General features: G+C 34.0%; 18 protein-coding genes. 9 read left to right on the top strand and 9 right to left on the bottom strand.

The window, feature by feature from the left end; translation table 11 throughout:
- Positions 1 to 10: 10 nt before the first annotated feature.
- A complete protein-coding gene (locus NNH57_RS21055; RefSeq protein WP_074409630.1) occupies positions 11 to 349 on the top strand; it encodes a hypothetical protein in 339 nt (112 codons plus the stop codon).
- 85 nt (positions 350 to 434) lie between these two features.
- Here NNH57_RS21055 and clpX read toward each other — a convergent pair whose 3' ends face one another.
- The 8 genes from clpX to NNH57_RS21015 all read right to left on the bottom strand — a co-directional run bounded on the left by clpX (position 435) and on the right by NNH57_RS21015 (position 9,022).
- Positions 435 to 1,667, bottom strand: a complete 1,233-nt coding sequence (gene clpX, locus NNH57_RS21050; protein WP_074409631.1) for an ATP-dependent Clp protease ATP-binding subunit ClpX — start codon at positions 1,665 to 1,667, stop codon at positions 435 to 437.
- 95 nt (positions 1,668 to 1,762) lie between these two features.
- Positions 1,763 to 2,437 (bottom strand): ATP-dependent Clp endopeptidase proteolytic subunit ClpP, encoded by a 675-nt coding sequence (gene clpP, locus NNH57_RS21045; RefSeq protein WP_025667217.1) that lies wholly within the window; start codon positions 2,435 to 2,437, stop codon positions 1,763 to 1,765.
- A 101-nt stretch (positions 2,438 to 2,538) separates the two neighbouring features.
- A complete protein-coding gene (tig, locus tag NNH57_RS21040) occupies positions 2,539 to 3,861 on the bottom strand; it encodes a trigger factor (RefSeq protein WP_074409632.1) in 1,323 nt (440 codons plus the stop codon).
- 95 nt (positions 3,862 to 3,956) lie between these two features.
- Positions 3,957 to 4,304, bottom strand: coding sequence for a phage holin family protein (locus NNH57_RS21035; RefSeq protein ID WP_074409633.1), 348 nt, complete (start codon positions 4,302 to 4,304; stop codon positions 3,957 to 3,959).
- A 92-nt stretch (positions 4,305 to 4,396) separates the two neighbouring features.
- Positions 4,397 to 5,995 carry an SGNH/GDSL hydrolase family protein gene (locus NNH57_RS21030; RefSeq protein ID WP_306345573.1) on the bottom strand — a complete coding sequence of 533 codons (1,599 nt, stop codon included), beginning with the start codon at positions 5,993 to 5,995 and terminating at the stop codon, positions 4,397 to 4,399.
- Positions 5,996 to 6,000: 5 nt separating this feature from the next.
- Complete coding sequence (locus tag NNH57_RS21025) at positions 6,001 to 7,248, bottom strand: OmpP1/FadL family transporter (protein ID WP_108807893.1); 1,248 nt, start codon at positions 7,246 to 7,248, stop codon at positions 6,001 to 6,003.
- Between the two features lie 282 nt (positions 7,249 to 7,530).
- On the bottom strand, positions 7,531 to 8,298 hold the full coding sequence (locus NNH57_RS21020; protein WP_074409636.1) for an alpha/beta fold hydrolase: 768 nt from the start codon (positions 8,296 to 8,298) through the stop codon (positions 7,531 to 7,533).
- A gap of 10 nt (positions 8,299 to 8,308) precedes the next feature.
- Entirely contained in the window at positions 8,309 to 9,022 is a 714-nt protein-coding gene (locus tag NNH57_RS21015; RefSeq protein ID WP_074409637.1) for a pyridoxine 5'-phosphate synthase, read from the bottom strand.
- A 101-nt stretch (positions 9,023 to 9,123) separates the two neighbouring features.
- Between NNH57_RS21015 and NNH57_RS21010 the strand changes: the two genes are divergently transcribed.
- From NNH57_RS21010 to murI, 8 genes are all read left to right on the top strand, one after another.
- Positions 9,124 to 9,780 (top strand): CBS domain-containing protein, encoded by a 657-nt coding sequence (locus tag NNH57_RS21010; protein ID WP_074409638.1) that lies wholly within the window; start codon positions 9,124 to 9,126, stop codon positions 9,778 to 9,780.
- A 41-nt stretch (positions 9,781 to 9,821) separates the two neighbouring features.
- Positions 9,822 to 10,706 carry an NAD kinase gene (locus NNH57_RS21005; RefSeq protein ID WP_074409639.1) on the top strand — a complete coding sequence of 295 codons (885 nt, stop codon included), beginning with the start codon at positions 9,822 to 9,824 and terminating at the stop codon, positions 10,704 to 10,706.
- Between the two features lie 99 nt (positions 10,707 to 10,805).
- Complete coding sequence (gene porG / locus NNH57_RS21000; RefSeq protein WP_108807894.1) at positions 10,806 to 11,483, top strand: type IX secretion system protein PorG; 678 nt, start codon at positions 10,806 to 10,808, stop codon at positions 11,481 to 11,483.
- A gap of 2 nt (positions 11,484 to 11,485) precedes the next feature.
- On the top strand, positions 11,486 to 12,223 hold the full coding sequence (locus tag NNH57_RS20995; RefSeq protein WP_074409641.1) for an isoprenyl transferase: 738 nt from the start codon (positions 11,486 to 11,488) through the stop codon (positions 12,221 to 12,223).
- Positions 12,224 to 12,227: 4 nt separating this feature from the next.
- Entirely contained in the window at positions 12,228 to 14,858 is a 2,631-nt protein-coding gene (locus tag NNH57_RS20990) for a BamA/OMP85 family outer membrane protein (protein ID WP_175392739.1), read from the top strand.
- Between the two features lie 35 nt (positions 14,859 to 14,893).
- Complete coding sequence (locus NNH57_RS20985) at positions 14,894 to 15,751, top strand: OmpH/Skp family outer membrane protein (protein ID WP_074409745.1); 858 nt, start codon at positions 14,894 to 14,896, stop codon at positions 15,749 to 15,751.
- Positions 15,752 to 15,797: 46 nt separating this feature from the next.
- A complete protein-coding gene (locus NNH57_RS20980; RefSeq protein WP_025667203.1) occupies positions 15,798 to 16,307 on the top strand; it encodes an OmpH/Skp family outer membrane protein in 510 nt (169 codons plus the stop codon).
- A 43-nt stretch (positions 16,308 to 16,350) separates the two neighbouring features.
- On the top strand, positions 16,351 to 17,187 hold the full coding sequence (gene murI / locus NNH57_RS20975; protein ID WP_234423370.1) for a glutamate racemase: 837 nt from the start codon (positions 16,351 to 16,353) through the stop codon (positions 17,185 to 17,187).
- A 142-nt stretch (positions 17,188 to 17,329) separates the two neighbouring features.
- On the opposite strand, the gene NNH57_RS20970 is transcribed toward murI, so the two are convergent.
- On the bottom strand, positions 17,330 to 17,542 hold the full coding sequence (locus NNH57_RS20970) for a hypothetical protein (RefSeq protein ID WP_108807896.1): 213 nt from the start codon (positions 17,540 to 17,542) through the stop codon (positions 17,330 to 17,332).
- Positions 17,543 to 17,609: the final 67 nt, after the last annotated feature.

The following is a 17,609-nucleotide window of genomic DNA, read 5'->3' as shown; positions in this document are numbered from 1 at the left end:
GCCCCAAAATATGAAAACTACGATATCTTGCATTACTTTATTACTGCTAACCATAGGAATTAACGCACAAGAAATCAAAACCGAAAACCATATTACTAATGCCGATGAAACGGCTAATATAACTTCAAAAGAGACTACTACTGATGTTTCTTCTTCTACAAGGGCTTTAAAAACAGAAAACACACTAGAAGAAGACACTTGTTATAGTGAAATTTCTAAAGCAACATTTTATGAAGCTTTAATTCGTCAAAATGGTTTAGAAACACACCTTAACAACAGTGATCTTGTATTAAAAAACACAGAAGATATCATTACCAACAATAAGGATCGAATATCATATACAGAATAAATATATTATCAACTAATCAACCAACAAAAAACACCTTTATAAATTTATAAAGGTGTTTTTTTATGTAAAGCTTTTTTCTTTTACTTTAAGAGACTGCTTTAAGCTTTTTAATCGTAGATTTATTCAGCTTCTTTTCGGCATAATCCTTAGTTACTCTAAACTCTGTTTCTTCGCTTTCTGGCAGTTCGTACATTGCATCTGTTAAAATTGCTTCGCAAAGTGATCTAAGACCCCTTGCTCCCAATCTATACTCAAGAGCTTTTTCTACAATATATTCTAATGCACCATCGGTAATTGAGAAACCAATATTATCCATTTCAAACAACTTCTTATATTGCTTTATTATAGCATTTTTAGGAACTGTTAAAATAGACCTAAGGGTTTCCTCATCCAAAGGATTCATATAAGAAAGTACAGGAAGTCTACCAATAATCTCAGGAATTAATCCAAAATCTTTCAAATCTCTAGGAATGATATATTGTAACAGATTATCTTTCTCTATAGCGTCTTCACTTTTAGAAGCACTATATCCAACAGCCTGCATATTTAATCGTTTCTGGATCATTTTTTCGATCCCATCAAAAGCACCGCCAGCAATAAAAAGAATATTTTCGGTATTTACTTCAATAAACTTTTGATCTGGATGCTTACGCCCACCTTTTGGCGGAACATTTACTACAGTGCCTTCTAACAACTTAAGTAAAGCTTGTTGCACTCCTTCTCCAGAAACATCTCTGGTAATACTAGGATTATCACTTTTACGAGCTATTTTATCTATCTCATCAATAAATACAATACCACGTTGTGCTTTCTCAAGATTATAATCTGCAGCCTGAAGTAGTCGTGTAAGAATACTTTCTACATCTTCACCTACATAACCTGCTTCGGTAAGTACAGTTGCATCTACAATAGCTAATGGAACGTTAAGCATTTTGGCAATGGTTTTAGCCATTAATGTTTTTCCCGTACCCGTTTGCCCTACCATAATGATATTACTCTTTTGAATCTCAATATCATCATCTGTTTGTGGTTGCAATAAACGTTTATAATGATTATATACTGCTACAGACATTACTTTTTTTGTAAACTCCTGCCCTATTACATACTCATCCAAAAACTTCTTGATAGCCATAGGCTTTCGTAACATTAATTCGCTACTAAGCTCGCCTGTTTCTTCATCTTTAGCTTCTTCCACCACAATTCCATGTGCCTGAACAATACATCGATCACAAATATGGGCATCTAACCCTGCAATAAGCAAATTGGTTTCAGGCTTCTTTCTTCCACAAAAAGAGCATTCTAAATCTTCCTTAGCCATAGTTATTTATTTTCATTTTCATAAAAACTTCTCTTGTTTTCGTATATACATACAAGTATAAGGGAAAAATCCCCTAATTAACAAGAAAAATCACATCATTCTCTAGTCAAAATCTCATCAATCATCCCATACTCTAGAGCTTTATCTGCTTTCATCCAATAATCTCTATCACTATCCTCATAAACTTTATCGTAGGTTTGTCCGGAGTGTTTGGCAATAATTTTATATAATTCTTCTTTTAATATCAAAATCTCACGTGCAGTAATTTCTATGTCACTTGCTTGTCCCTGGGCACCTCCTAATGGCTGATGAATCATAACGCGACTATGAGGCAATCCAGAACGTTTTCCTTTTTGTCCTGCACATAATAATACAGCTCCCATAGATGCAGCCATACCTGTACATATAGTAGCCACATCTGGTTTGATAAATTGCATTGTATCATAAATACCAAGGCCTGCATAGACACTTCCTCCTGGAGAATTGATATAAATCTGAATATCTTTAGAAGAATCTACACTTTCGAGAAATAACAATTGGGCCTGAACAATATTAGCAACCTGATCATTAATCCCGGTTCCTAAAAATATAATACGATCCATCATTAACCTCGAGAAAACATCAAAAATAGCAATGTTCATTTGACGTTCTTCTATGATATTAGGAGTCATCCCGGTTGGATACATACTACTAACGATCTGGTTATAATAGTTACTATTAATACCATGATGCTTAGTAGCGTATTTTTCGAATTCTTTTCCGTAATCCATATTTCTTTTTCTGAAATTTTTATTGATAAAAAGGGCGTTAACCTAAAGATAGTTTAACGCCCTAAATATAAGTATAATTCCTTAGTAAATTACAACATTAATTATTTGTAAACTTCTTTTATGAATTCATCAAAGCTAACCTCTTTTACCTTTAGCTTTGCATTTTCTTTATAATAATTAAGTAGCTTTTTACTCATCAATTGTTCAGAGATTCTTTTAACCTCTTCTTGATTGGATAATATTCTTGCTGCAATATCCTCTAACTCTTTATCTTCTGGAGAATTTTGCCCAAATTGAGCCATCTGACCTTTAATCAATTCTTTTGCAAAATCTTTCAATTCTTCAAAAGTTACCTGAAGGTTATTATCATTAATTATTTTACCTTCGATCAATTGATAACGTAATCCTTTTTCGCTTTTTTCAAATTCGTCCTTTGCTTCATCTTCTGTCAAAGGCTTCTCACCAGTCGCTCTAATCCATTTCTTCAAAAACTCATTAGGGAGATCAAATTTAGTATTCTCTAAAACATTTTCAGTGATATCATTAAGTAGTTGTTGCTCTGACTGTTGCTCGAATTGACGTTCGGCATCTTCTTTTATTTTTTCTTTCAGATCGGTAACCGACTTTATAACACCTGCACCATATAGTTTATCGAATAACTCCTGATCTAAATCTGCAAGTTCCTGGGTATTTATTTCTGAAACTGTAAAAGTTACTTCTACATTAAGGTCGTGTGCCTCATCATGATTTATTTTTAAAGCACTTATCAAATCGTGATCATCGGCAAACAATCCTTTTGTTTTTAACTTGATAACATCACCTACTTTTGCTCCTATAAATTTATCAAGATTCTTTTTACCTTTAATTTTATCTAAAGAAACAGTAAATGCATTGTCAATTTCTTTTTCTTCATTAACAAAAGAACCAGCTACCAAATCATCTTTCTCTACAACATCTTTAGATATAAGCTTTCCATATTGTTTCTGGATGGTTTTGATCTGATTATCGATCATCTCATCATTTGCTACAATTTTGTAGTGAGTGATCGCTTTTTTACCATTAAGTTTTACTTCAAATTTTGGAGCTAATCCAAGTTCGAATTCGAAAGAGTAATCATCGGTATCCCAGTCAAAGTTTTCCTGTTCCTTTGGTAATGGGTTTCCTAATACATCAAGTTTTTCTTCTGTAAGGTATTTATTTAATGCATCTTGTAACAGTTTATTTACTTCATCTACCAAAACTGCTTTTCCGTATTGTTTTTTAACAAGTCCCATAGGAACGTGACCTTTTCTAAAACCAGGAATGTTAGCATTTTTACGATAATCACCAAGGATTTTTTCGACCTTATCACTATAGTCTTCTTTAGCGATATCTACGGTTACCACTGCATTTAATTCGTCTAATTGCTCTTTTGAAATATTCATTATCTCTACGTTTACTCTAAAAATTGGCTTGCAAAAGTAATACTTTTTTAGATCACAACAAACTTTTAACTCCTTGAAAAACAGTAAGCGTTACATTAATTTTTGTCTTTCTTCAAAATAGAATGTAGTATCGATTGAAACACAGATAACAAGACACTAAAGATCAGCGCCCACAACCATCCATTTACACTAAAACCAGCTATAAAATAATCTGCCAATAAAATAATTGCTGCATTAATAACTAAAAGAAACAATCCCAAAGTAAGTATTGTAGCTGGCAGTGTTAAAATAATCAGTAAAGGCTTTACAATTGTATTCAAAATTGCCAAAACAGCCGCAACTATTAATGCGCTAACATAATTATCGACTCCTACTCCTGGTAGGATCTTGGCTAGAAGAAGCACTGCTAATGCATTTAAAATAAGTTTAAGTATAAAATTCATACCTCAAATATAAACTTTATCTCATTCAATAAAAAAAGCCTGCTGAAAAAAACAGCAGGCTTTTACCTAAACATTGTTTAGTATATTTTTTCTTAATTAACATCATTACTTAAGGTAACTGTACCATAATCTGCAGGATTAACTCTTGGCAGGTTAGCTCCATAAGTAGCTTTAATCGCATCTAATACTCCATTAGTTATCAAAGCATGAGCTCTTGGTGTTGGGTGCACCCCATCTAATGAGAATCCACCACCTATAACAAATTCTGATGTAATCACTCCTCCATCAATAGGAATACCTCCGTTTGCAGCTTGTGCCAAATCGGCTGCAGCGTCATAAAACGCTAATCCTTTAGCTGTAGCAAGACCTGCAATAGTAGCATTAAACCCTGTACGAGCATTTTCTATAGCCGTTTGTTCTGTAGGTATTAACACATACTTATCCTCTAAAGGAAAACTAACGCCATTAACCGCTAATTGACCTGCTTCTTCCTGAGACAAACCTAAACCAACTAATTCTGTAAACCTAGCTTCGTTAAGTTTTCCGATAATACTTGAACTGGTCAGCACTAATAAATCTTCTGCTGTAGCTTGTCTTGCCTGACCGTATTGCGCACCAAAAAGGGCTGCTTTTAATGCTCCAAATGTAGGAGTTAAAGCAGCAGTCAATTGTGCTGTTTTATCATCGAGTGATTTATCTTTAATTACCACAGCACTTGCTCCAGTAGTAGAAAATTCTATTGCTCTTTCTGGAACACCAATACCTGCAAATGCAAGGTTTAATCCTGCATAGGTTGCATTAAGTGTTGGTATTTGTGGCCCGAAATCAGGATTCAAAGGACTTAATGGCGCATAAGGAACCGTTGTAAAAAATGGTATAGAAGTTACACTTGGTAAGTTTAGCAACACTCCCTTAGCTCCTTTTGCAGTAAGTGCATCAATTAATTGACTATAAACACCTGCAAACACAGTAGTATTTGTAATATCATTTGGACCATAAGTAGACGGATCAGTGTTAGGCACTTCATTATTATCTGCGCCTACACCTCCAGAAGTAGCATAACTAAGTATATCATTATTTCCAATCCATAAACTAAAAAACGTAGGGTTTTGAGCTACAGCATCTCCTACAACCGTTGCTGTTGCAGAAGAAGCAAATCTTGCAAAATATGGATTTGCCGAACCACTTGCTACTCCTGCTACATTACCATATCCTATTGCAGTTGGACTTAAATGAAAACTTTTTGCACCAGGAACTCCCATATTATTAAAAGGCCCTGCTAAAGTACTAGATATCTCTGTAGTTGGTGCCGCTCCTGTATATACAGAAGGACCAACAGGTTTACCATCTGCATCAAAAACTAAAACAAATCTATTATCCAAAATTTGAGTTCCTCCTAGCAATGCTCCTCCTGCATTATCCGACATTAATGGTTGTGTAAAATCACCGCCACCCGCAAATGCAAATTGCTTAGATAGTATATTAGGATATGAATTTTCTTGTCCTGTTATATATAATGCTCCGTCAGCAAAACCTGCTGTAAGCGAGTTCCCTAATGCTACATAGTTACTAAAATCGGCTTCTCCACTTGTATACGTTCCTGCCTCATCAATCGGATTATCAAATTCTGGTTCACATGCTATTATTCCTAATGCAAGAATCGCTAAATATTTTATATTTTTCCTCATCATCTTTATTACATTTTATAAGTTAAACCAAGTCCAGGAGCAAATGCGCTGGATTTATATGTTCCTCCAAAAGATTCTCTACCACCAGTCGAGTTTGTACCAAAATCATAAGAAGCATCTACCTCTTCAAATCTCAAGTAAAAGAATGAAGCATCAATAGCTAACTTAGATGTTACGGCAAAACTTAAACCACCAGTAAATCCATCAGAGTCATTACGAGGAGTTTCTGGAGCAAAATAGCCTGGTTGCACCGGAGTTTCATCACGGTAATATCCAGCTCTTAGGGTGATCTTATCGGTTGCCTGATACTGCAATCCAAGTCGGTAGACCGAAGAATTCTTATAATTACGCGGGTTTACCGAATTAGAACCATTACCAAAAGTAAGATCCAACGACTCATATACATCCCAGAATTGTCTGTTATAGTCAAATGCAAATACCCATTTCTCATATTCGTATGAAAGCCCTAGAGTAAGTTCTGCTGGCAATGGCAACTCTGCATTAAAGGTTGTAGTTCCATTAGCGGGTGCTGCAGGAGAATTTGGGAAATTCGAAAACGTAGCTTCTCCCCCTTCGACTTCCATAATAATCTCACTACGATAACTAAATCCTATATGCAAATCTTCGGTAGGATTAAACATTGCACCTATACTCCATCCCCAATTGGTAACTCCAGAATCGTCGACCGTAATATTAGAACGGTTACCTTCTAAATCGGTTGTTGTTCTACTGGCATTACGATTAAAATTCACAGAACCGGTAACATAAATAGGTCCACCACCAATACTAAAATAATCAGAAATCTTAAACGATACTACTGGCTGTATATAGATTGCCGCTAATTCAATATTATTAACCAAATGAGAACCTGCCCAATCAGTCGGCCATTCTACTTCGCTACCAAAAGGAGTATATACTCCCAAACCAATAGACATCCAATCATTTACCTTATAAGAACCATATAAATTAAGAGGAGTACCTACAGAACTATCAGTTTCTGAAGAAGTACCTAATCCTTGGTTTTGATATATTACATTTGTAAAGATACCACTTGCACCAACACTTACGTTTAATTTATTTTCTAAGTACACAAGACCCGCAGGATTAAAGAATACCAATTCTGCACTATTCACCACCGCTACTCCAGTATGCCCCATTGCAACAGCTCTTTGTCCTTGCACACTAACTCTATATCCGCCTGCATACGTAACCAAGGTTACCGAGACGAACAGAATAAATAATAAAAGTTTTCTCATAATTAATTAGTATTGTTTGTTATGTTTAGAATGAACTTGTCTACTTTTTTGTTTGTAAGTAAAAAATTTTGGCGGTTAATCTAGAATAAAAAGTTTCATGAGTGCATCACCATGCCATATTATGGGAAAGACACAAAAATTTAGAGGCCAAAATGTAAAATTCGTAGGTAAACAAAAAGTTTATATAAGTTCTATATTAAAATTTGATTTTCCAAATTTAATAGAAAATACTAATTATCCAACGAAATCATCAAAATATTATGCATACATAGCATTTTTTCTCTATTTTTTGATGAATTCTAACACTTCTTCCAAAAAATTAGTTGGGTTTTCGGCATGTAACCAATGACCTGCGTTTGAAATTTCCCCGATTTTAGAATTAGGGAATTGCTTTTTTATTCTGGGTTCATCTTCTTCCAAAATATAATTAGATCGCTCTCCTTTTAGAAAGAGAGTATATCCAGAATAACTATATTGTTCTGGTAGTTCTACTCCGATTTCGTGAGCATTTTTTATCAATGCTTCCAAATTCATTCGCAGCCCGAGAACTCCCTTATCTTTCCAGTACAGATTTTTAAGAAGAAACATTCGTACTCCTGTATCAGGCACATACATACTTAACTCGTGATCCACCTCTCCTCTGGATTTTAAAATTTCAAAATCCAAAGCACTTAACCCGTCTAAAATATCCTGGTGATGTAATGGATAATATTTCGGTCCTATATCGGCCACAATTAAACGATCAATCAAATCAGGGTATTTTGATGCGAAAAGCATTACTGTCTTTCCCCCCATAGAGTGTCCCAAAATATTACAGTTCTGCAAATGGTGTTCTTCGCAGTACGTCGCTAAATCATCTGCAAGTATATCATAATTAAACTCATTACTATGAGGGCTTCTACCATGATTTCGTTGATCTATCAAATGAACCTGAAATCCTTGTTCAGAGATTTTCTTCCCAAGTGTCTTCCAGTTATCTCCCGTTCCTAAAAACCCATGAAGGATTATAAAAGGTTGCCCTTCGCCAAAAACATTTGCATGTAACTTCATATCTACAGCTTTACTTTAAACGATGTAAATACATATTAACTACATTCTCTAATCCCAGATATATAGATTCGCTTATCAAAGCATGCCCAATAGAAACCTCAAGAAGTCCAGGGATATTTTCTTTAAAAAACTTAATATTATCCAAAGAGAGATCATGACCTGCATTTACTCCGATCCCAAGATCAATTGCTTGTTGAGCACAATCCGAATAGGGCTGTATTGCTTTCAAATTTCCTTTTGCGTATTCTGAAGCAAATTCTTCGGTATACAATTCAATCCTATCTGCTCCTGTACTTACAGCACCTTCTATCATCTCGGAAATGGGATCTACAAATATTGAGGTTCTAATATCATTACGCTTAAACTCAGATATTACTTCTTTCAAAAAACTTTCATGTTTTTTTGTATTCCAACCTGCATTACTCGTTATAGCATCCTCTGCATCAGGAACCAAAGTAACCTGAGTTGGCTTAACAGCTAATACCAACTCTACAAACTTAGGAATAGGATTTCCCTCTATATTATACTCTGTATGTACAATTGGCTTTAGATCATATGCATCTTGATATCGTATATGCCTCTCATCTGGTCTTGGATGAATTGTAATTCCTTCTCCTCCAAAATGCTGAATATCGGTGGCTACCTGTATTAAATTAGGAGTATTCCCTCCTCTTGAATTACGTAAAGTTGCAATTTTATTAACGTTAACACTTAACTTTGTCATGGTTTTTGATGTCTTTTACTAAAAAAGCAAAAATACAAAGTTGAGAACGCCTTGATTGTATATTTTTTGATTATTTTGCATAATATAGCCCCAAAAAAGTTATGAAGACGAATTTGTACATAGTTAATGAAATAGAACCTCTTGACGTAGCTGTCAAAGTAACAGAGGCGCAACTGCTATTTAATGAACTTACCTATACCCATTTCCCTGTTATAAAACAGAATATATATTTAGGGTGCATTTCTGAAGCAGATATCCGATGTTTTGAAACCGATAAAACTTTGGATGCTTATCAATATGCCCTTGAAGGGTTTTATGTAAGAGAAGGTGATAACTGGTTAGATATTCTAGAATCTTTCGCACAGAGCAATTCTAACATTATGCCAGTATTAGATGACAACAACAGTTATTTAGGCTTTTTTGAACTTGGTGATATTATGAACCTTTTTAACGAAACCCCGTTTCTTAGTGAGCCTGGTAATATTTTAATAGTAGAAAAAGGAGTTCTGGATTATTCTTTTAGTGAAATTTCGCAAATTGTAGAATCAAATAATGCCAAAGTATTGGGTTTATTTATATCGAATATGAAAAATGATGTCGCCCAGATAACACTAAAGATTAGCGATACCGACATTAATAATATCGTACAAACATTTAGAAGATACAGCTATAATATTGTTTCAAAGCATCAAGAAGATACATTTTTGTCAAATCTTAAAGAAAGATCCCAATATTTAGCAAAATACCTTAATATATAGAACAGGTTACCTAATCTAATACTAACACAAATCCAATTATAATGAAGATCGGTATATACGGGCAGTTCTATCATAAAAACTCGGGAATCTACATTCAACAGTTATTAGAAACTCTTGACAAAAACGGTGTAGAAGTTGTAATTGAGAAAAATTTTCTTGAATTGATAAATCTTCATGATGAAATAGATAAAACATATTCTCATTTTAGCACTTTTGAAGAACTGGATACATCGTATGATCTTTTTTTTAGTATTGGAGGAGACGGCACTATTCTCAAAACGATCACCTATGTTCGAGATTTAGGAATCCCAATTGCAGGGATCAACACCGGAAGATTAGGTTTTTTGGCTACCATTCAAAAAGAAGAAATTAAAGATACTATAGCACTCATCCTTGACAAAAAGTTTTATATTTCTTCAAGAAGCCTCGTAACGGTAGAAACTTTACCTGCAACAGAAGAGTTTGGCGTATTAAACTTTGCAATGAATGAAATCGCAGTAAGTCGAAGAAATACAACTTCTATGATTACTGTACATACCACTCTTAACAATGAATTTCTTACTTCATATTGGGCAGATGGTTTAATTGTTTCTACTCCTACCGGTTCTACAGGATACTCATTAAGTTGTGGTGGCCCGGTAATGATGCCTGATGCAGAAAGTATGGTATTAACTCCTATTGCTCCACATAATCTTAATGTAAGACCCCTTGTTATACCCGATAATCAAGAAATCAAATTACAGGTTACAGGAAGAGAAGATACCTACTTAATTTCTTTAGACTCAAGAATACACACACTACCAAATGAAGCTACAGTAGTTATTAAAAAAGCTCCATTCAAAATTAATATGGTAGTTCTGCAAGATGAAAGCTTTCTAAAAACATTGCGTAAAAAGATGCTTTGGGGGGAAGATAAACGCAATTGAACAATAAAATGTACTAAAAAGTGTTTTTTATTCATACTATTTTACTCAAATTCTTGTGTACTAAAGTTAATTGTTATATTTGCAAACTTTTGAAAATCTATGAGATACTTAGCATCACTTATAATTGTTGTATTTTTTGTACAACCAATCGCATCACAAACTTACGAAGTAGGTTTGATGGCTGGAGGAGCTAACTATATAGGAGATGTAGGATCTACATACTACATTTCACCTAATAATGTCGCTTTTGGAGCTATCGGAAAATGGAATCGAAGTAAACGACATGCTTTTAGAGCTTCATTTCTATATGCCAAACTCAATGCTAATGACGATAAAGGAGATGATAGAAGAAAACAAAGAGGACTAAGTTTTAGCAATTCTGTAAAAGAAATATCGCTAGGAATGGAATTTAATTTCTGGGATTGGTATCTTTACGACGGAGAATCCCAATTCACCCCTTATCTATATACAGGAATTACTACATTTAATTATGGTGCATTAGCTGTTGATGCGAATAATCAAATCGACGCATATGCAGATAAATGGAGTTTCGCAATCCCTATGGTTTTAGGGATTAAAAAAACATTAGGCAGAAATTTTGTGTTTGGTGCAGAAATAGGTGCCAGATACACATTTACTGATAACCTTGACGGCAGTAATCCTGATGATAGGTATGGAACAGGATTTGGTAATTTAAATAACAATGACTGGTATGTATTTACAGGTATAACAATATCGTATACCTGGGGTAGAATACCATGTTTTTGTGCTTTCTAAAAATGATTGATAAAAAACAATTAAACTCTAATATCCCACAGCACGTTGCCATTATTATGGATGGTAATGGGCGATGGGCCAAAAAGAAAGGTCTATTTAGAGCCGTTGGCCACGAAAACGGAACTAAAGCAGTTAAAGAAGCTGTAGAAAGTAGTGCAGAGATAGGCGTTAAATATCTTACATTATATGCTTTTTCTACAGAAAACTGGAATAGACCAAAACTTGAAGTAGATACCTTAATGAAACTTTTGGTGAATTCCTTAAAAAAGGAAATCAAAACACTTCAGGATAACAATATTAAACTTAATGCTATTGGAAATTTGCAGTCGCTTCCCAAAAAAGCAAGAGTAGAACTTTTAGAAGTTATTGAAAAGACCAAATCCAATACACATATGACACTTACTCTGGCTCTAAGCTACGGAAGTAGAGAAGAGCTCATAAAAACTATCAAAGAAATAAGTATTAAAGTTAAAAATGGTGTAATTTCGCCACATCTTATAAATGAATCAGTCATTAATGAGCATTTGTATACAAAAGACCTGCCCGATGTGGACTTATTGATACGTACCAGTGGGGAACAACGTATCAGTAATTTTTTACTATGGCAAATTGCGTATGCAGAATTATATTTTACAGAAATTTTATGGCCGGACTTTAAAAAATCCGATTTATTTGAGGCCATATACAATTATCAAAAAAGAGAAAGAAGATTTGGAAAAACTAGTGAGCAGCTCAGTTAAAGAAATGACAAAAAAACTACCTATTACGTATTTTACGTTACTCGCCTTATTAATATCAACATCACTTTCTGCACAAAATTTACCTGGTGCTAACGGGAAAGAATATATTATTGGCGATATTAAAGTTACCGGGATTACCAGTTACAATGAAAATACAGTAATTACTTTTACCGGTCTTAGAAAAGGAGAACGTATTTTTCTTCCGGGAGATCGAATAAGTAAAGTCATTAAGAAATTATGGGATCTCGAATTATTTAGTGATATTAACTTCTACATTAGTAATGTAGAAGGAGACGTTGCTGATCTCGAAATTAACATACAGGAAGTACCTGAGTTAAACGAAGCCCGTATTCAAGGAATTAAAAAGCGTAAATCCGAAGATTTAATTAAAGATAATGGGCTAACCAAAGGTGCAAAGGTTACAGAAAACCTGATAACCACAACTCGTAATTTTATTACTAATAAGTATAAAAAAGACGGATTTCTAAACACAAAAGTTGTTATCAACACCATTCCTATTAAAGATACCGTTGTAAGCAACAAGGTAAATATGGTAGTTCTGATCGACAAAGGAGATCGGGTTAAAGTTGATAAAATCAACATAGAAGGAAACGAGCAACTTTCTGATGCAAAGGTGCGCAGGGCTATGAAAAATACCAAGCGTAAGAAATTTCTAAGATTCTGGAAACGATCAAAATATATCCGAGCAGATTATGAGGAAGATAAAGATAATATCATTACAAAATATAAAGAAAAAGGATATCGAGACGCTCGTATCACCTCTGATAGTTTGATTATAGAAGATGACAATAGTGTATCGCTTAATCTTAATCTTGAAGAAGGGAATAGGTATTATTTTGGTAATATCACATTTCTAGGTAATAGCGTATATACCGATCGAGAATTGGCCCGACAACTTGTTATCAAAAAAGGGGATGTGTATAATGGCGTTCTTTTAGAAAAACAAATTGCTGATAATACTAAGCCTGATGCAAATGATCTTACCAACTTATATCAAAATAACGGATATCTATTTTCTTCTATTGATGCTGTAGAAACAAAAGTATATAATGATACTCTTGATTTTGAAATCAGAATACGTGAAGGAAAACTGACCTATTTTGACCACATTACCGTTACCGGAAATGACAAAACAAATGATCATGTAATTTATAGAACACTTAGAACCAGACCAGGCCAACGTTACAGTAAAGATCTTGTGGTACGAACTGTTCGTGAATTAGGACAGTTAGGATTTTTTGATCCTGAACAATTAGAACCACAATTTAAAAATGCAAATCCTCAGGCAGGAACCATTGATATTAATTTCCCTGTAGTAGAAAAAGGATCTAGTCAAATTGAGCTTCAGGGAGGTTTTGGCGGAGGTGGTTTTGTAGGAACTCTGGGATTAGCTTTTAGCAATTTTTCAATACGTAACATTTTTAACAAAGAATCTTACAGTCCTCTACCCATGGGAGATGGTCAAACGCTTAGAGTTAGAGCCCAGGCCAGTAGATTCTTTCAAACCTATAGTCTTTCTTTTGTAGAACCATGGCTAGGAGGAAAAAGACCATATCAACTCTCTACATCATTCTCTCATACAATCCAGTTCTTACTTAATAACAGAACACGTAAAGTAGATAGAGATAGTAAATTTCTTATTACTGGAGGATCAATAGGAATAGCCAAAAGATTAAATTGGCCAGATAACTACTTTACATTATCTCAAGCCATTAGTGTAAGACATTATAACCTTAAAAACTACAACACCAGACTATTTACTTTTGGTAATGGATCTTCTAATGATTTATCCTATACTATCGGAATCAATAGAAACAACACTACGGTAAACCCCATTTTCCCAACAGGTGGATCAGAATTTAATCTTGTTGCCAAACTTTCTGTACCTTACTCTCTTTTTGATGGCGTTGACTACAGTGAATTAAAAGACCGTAGAGATACTTTAGAAGAAGAAAGAAGTAATCTAGACAGCAGTAATTCGAGAGATCTTGTAAGAGGCTCTGAAATCGCTACAGAGATTGGAGAAATCGATCAGGAGCGTTTTAAATGGCTAGAATATTATAAGCTAAAATTTGATGGTACCTGGTACACAAGTTTAGTTAATATTGGAAAAAAGCCTTTGGTTCTAAAAACAAAAGCCGAGTACGGGTTTTTAGGTGCATATAATAACAATAGAGGTAATATTCCTTTTGAACGTTTTTTCCTGGGAGGAGATGGATTAGGGGCTACAAGTCTTGATGGTCGCGAGGTTGTTTCGTTAAGAGGATACCCAAATCAATCTATTACACCTCAAAGTAGAACTAATAATCAAGATTTTGATGCCGATGGGGCAACAATTTATAACAAATATTCGTTAGAGCTTCGTTATCCTATAACACTAAAACCCGCAGCATCAATATATATGCTAGGATTTTTGGAAGGTGGAGCCTCTTATGATAGCTTTAAAAGTTTTAACCCTTTCCAATTAAGTCGTTCTGCTGGAGCAGGTTTACGTATCTTTATGCCAGCATTTGGGTTATTAGGTATAGATTTTGGGTATGGTTTTGATCCTATTCCGGGAACAAATCAGGCTAATGGATGGGAAACCCATTTTATTATAGGACAACAATTTTAGTTTTGGCACGATTATTTCTATATACACACAAAGTTATGAAAACAAAGGGTCTTTTACTAGTTGCAGCAGTCAGTTGGCTATTTTTCACAAACGCAGTACATGCACAGAAAGGTATTAGGATTGGCTATATTGATATGAGCTATATTCTGGAAAACGTTCCAGAATACAATGAAGCTTCTTCTGAACTCGAAACCAAAGTTCAAAAATGGAAAGTTGAAATAGAAGCAGAACTTAAAGAAGTTGAAGAAATGCGTAAAGACCTTAATAATGAAAGAGTCTTACTAACCAAAGAGCTAATCGAAGAAAGAGAAGAAGATATCTTTTTTAAAGAAAAAGAAATATTAGAATATCAACAAAAACGATTTGGCCCTAATGGAGATCTTTTTATTCAAAAAAAGAGATTGGTTCAACCAGTACAGGATCAAGTTTTTGTAGCAGTTCAAGAAATTGCTAAAAACAAAAAATATGATTTCGTTTTTGATAAATCAGCAGATTTGGTAATGCTATATTCTGCAGATCGATTTGATATAAGTGATCAGGTATTACTTAGAATAAATAGGGCTTCAAAAAGAAAACAACTCAATAGTAAGAAAGATAAGAAAGCTCTGGAAAGAGCTGAAAAAAGAAATGCAGAACAAGAAACTGAAGTATCTGACAGAGAACGTGAGGCTCAAAAAAGATTATCAGAAAGAGAACAACTTCTTGCAGAGCGTAAAGCACAAAGAGATTCTATAAGAGCTGCAAAAAAGAAAGAGTTTGAAGAAAGAAGAGCCCGATTGTTAGAATTACAAAAAAGAAAGAAAGATTCTATTAAAGCTTTAAAAACTCAAAGAGAAAACCTAAAAAATAATGACTCATCGTCTGATGCTGATAGTAGAAAAGACAATGATTAAATAATTAATTTTATAAATTTATAACACCCTTTAATAATACTTACAAATGAAACAATTTAGAACATTATTAGTAGCTATTGCAATTACCATAGGAAGCTCAAGTTTTGTGAATGCTCAATCTAAAGTAGCGCATATAGCATCACAGGAGCTTGTAGAAGCAATGCCTGCTTTTAAAGCTGCAAAAAGTGAGATCGAAAAATTAAATAAGACTTATGATGCAGAAATCAGAAATATGGTGTTAGAGTTACAAAACACTATTAAAAAATATTCTCAGGAAGCTGAAACTAAGACGGATGAAGAGAATTTAAAAAGACAACAAGAAGTACAGGCTACAGAGAAAAGCATTAACGATTATAGAACAAATGCACTTCAGGATCTTCAGAAAAAAGAGATCGAATTAATGAAGCCTATCTATGAGCAAGCACGTACATCTATCCAAAAAGTGGCAAGAGCGCAAGGTTTTCAATATGTATTAGATTCTACTACAGGTACAGGAGTAATTATGGCTGATGGTAAAAACCTAATGGCAGATGTAAAAAAAGATCTAGGTATCTAACAGTTTTACTTTAAACTTTTAATAAAAATAAAAAAACAGTGAGATGACATCTCGCTGTTTTTTTATTTTTGGGATAAACTATCATGTAAGTATGCAAAATCAACCTATTGGTATATTTGACTCAGGTATTGGTGGAACAACAATCTGGAAAGAAATCACTTCTCTATTGCCACATGAGGACACTATTTTTCTGGCTGATAGCAAATATGCTCCTTATGGTAAGCGTAGTAAAGAAGAGATTACTACATTAAGTATTAAAAATACAGAAAAACTCCTTGAGCTAAATTGTAAGATCATTGTGGTTGCATGTAATACCGCAACTACAAATGCCATAAAAACACTACGATCTAAGTATGACATACCCATTATTGGTATTGAGCCTGCTATAAAACCTGCTGCTATTCATACCAAAACAAAAAAAGTAGGTATACTCGCTACAAAAGGCACTTTATCTAGTGAATTATTTGTCAAAACGTCGGATCTGTATACTCAGAATATTGAAGTCATTGAAGTTGTTGGTACCGGACTGGTAGAACTTATAGAAAAAGGCAAGATAAACACAGATGAAATGTATACATTACTTCATTCCTATATTATCCCTATGCTTGACAAAAATATAGACCATCTGGTTCTTGGGTGTACGCATTACCCTTATCTAATTCCCCTTCTAAAAAAAATGCTTTCTGATCAGATTATAATTATCGATTCGGGAAAAGCTGTTGCACGACAAACCAAAGCTGTATTGATCGCAAATCATCTATTAAACCTAGATTCTAAAATAGGCAAACATACTTTATACACTAATGGTAATGCAGACATACTAAAGAACATTTTGCATAAAAATACTCTTACACATACTGTAAAAGCTTTAGATTTTTAGTTTTTAAATATATAAACTTAAAAAAGATTGTCTAAAAAATCATGTTCTTTGTTTTTACAAGATAAAACAACAAATTAGTTCTCAAAAAGACAATAAACAGATTAGTTCTAGACAATCTTAATTTCTTTAACTTAAAAGAGGATTAGCAGTAAATAGGTCCGCTAATTCCACCACCAGTACCTCCGCCAGTGCCTCCACAATTATTAGTATAACAAGTTTGACCAGGGTTATTACCTTGTCCGGCACAACTGTGTAATGATGGATTACCTGTTCCTCCTTTAATAGCTTTAGAGGCAAGATTAGAAATTTTGATTTTTTCTAGAGATAGTTTTTTTAACGATTCTCTTTTTTTCATTATTTTAAGTTTTTGTAGTTAATAATAGTGGATATTACAAATTACAACAACTAACGCTTGTTTTTTC

It is taken from the genome of Aquimarina spinulae (assembly GCF_943373825.1).
Lineage (GTDB): Bacteria > Bacteroidota > Bacteroidia > Flavobacteriales > Flavobacteriaceae > Aquimarina > Aquimarina spinulae.
This window is presented reverse-complemented; position numbering and strand designations above follow the sequence as displayed.

Bases quoted from the DNA above. Each gene is read 5' to 3' on its own strand.
- NNH57_RS21015 (WP_074409637.1), bottom strand. From the start codon at position 9,022: ATGACAAAGTTAAGTGTTAACGTTAATAAAATTGCAACTTTACGTAAT.
- clpX (WP_074409631.1), bottom strand. From the start codon at position 1,667: ATGGCTAAGGAAGATTTAGAATGCTCTTTTTGTGGAAGAAAGAAGCCT.
- porG (WP_108807894.1), top strand. From the start codon at position 10,806: ATGAGATACTTAGCATCACTTATAATTGTTGTATTTTTTGTACAACCA.
- NNH57_RS21030 (WP_306345573.1), bottom strand. From the start codon at position 5,995: ATGATGAGGAAAAATATAAAATATTTAGCGATTCTTGCATTAGGAATA.
- NNH57_RS20980 (WP_025667203.1), top strand. From the start codon at position 15,798: ATGAAACAATTTAGAACATTATTAGTAGCTATTGCAATTACCATAGGA.
- tig (WP_074409632.1), bottom strand. From the start codon at position 3,861: ATGAATATTTCAAAAGAGCAATTAGACGAATTAAATGCAGTGGTAACC.
- NNH57_RS21010 (WP_074409638.1), top strand. From the start codon at position 9,124: ATGAAGACGAATTTGTACATAGTTAATGAAATAGAACCTCTTGACGTA.
- NNH57_RS21020 (WP_074409636.1), bottom strand. From the start codon at position 8,298: ATGAAGTTACATGCAAATGTTTTTGGCGAAGGGCAACCTTTTATAATC.
- NNH57_RS20970 (WP_108807896.1), bottom strand. From the start codon at position 17,542: ATGAAAAAAAGAGAATCGTTAAAAAAACTATCTCTAGAAAAAATCAAA.
- NNH57_RS21055 (WP_074409630.1), top strand. From the start codon at position 11: ATGAAAACTACGATATCTTGCATTACTTTATTACTGCTAACCATAGGA.
- NNH57_RS21025 (WP_108807893.1), bottom strand. From the start codon at position 7,248: ATGAGAAAACTTTTATTATTTATTCTGTTCGTCTCGGTAACCTTGGTT.
- NNH57_RS21035 (WP_074409633.1), bottom strand. From the start codon at position 4,304: ATGAATTTTATACTTAAACTTATTTTAAATGCATTAGCAGTGCTTCTT.
- murI (WP_234423370.1), top strand. From the start codon at position 16,351: ATGACATCTCGCTGTTTTTTTATTTTTGGGATAAACTATCATGTAAGT.
- NNH57_RS20985 (WP_074409745.1), top strand. From the start codon at position 14,894: ATGAAAACAAAGGGTCTTTTACTAGTTGCAGCAGTCAGTTGGCTATTT.
- NNH57_RS20995 (WP_074409641.1), top strand. From the start codon at position 11,486: ATGATTGATAAAAAACAATTAAACTCTAATATCCCACAGCACGTTGCC.
- NNH57_RS20990 (WP_175392739.1), top strand. From the start codon at position 12,228: ATGACAAAAAAACTACCTATTACGTATTTTACGTTACTCGCCTTATTA.
- NNH57_RS21005 (WP_074409639.1), top strand. From the start codon at position 9,822: ATGAAGATCGGTATATACGGGCAGTTCTATCATAAAAACTCGGGAATC.
- clpP (WP_025667217.1), bottom strand. From the start codon at position 2,437: ATGGATTACGGAAAAGAATTCGAAAAATACGCTACTAAGCATCATGGT.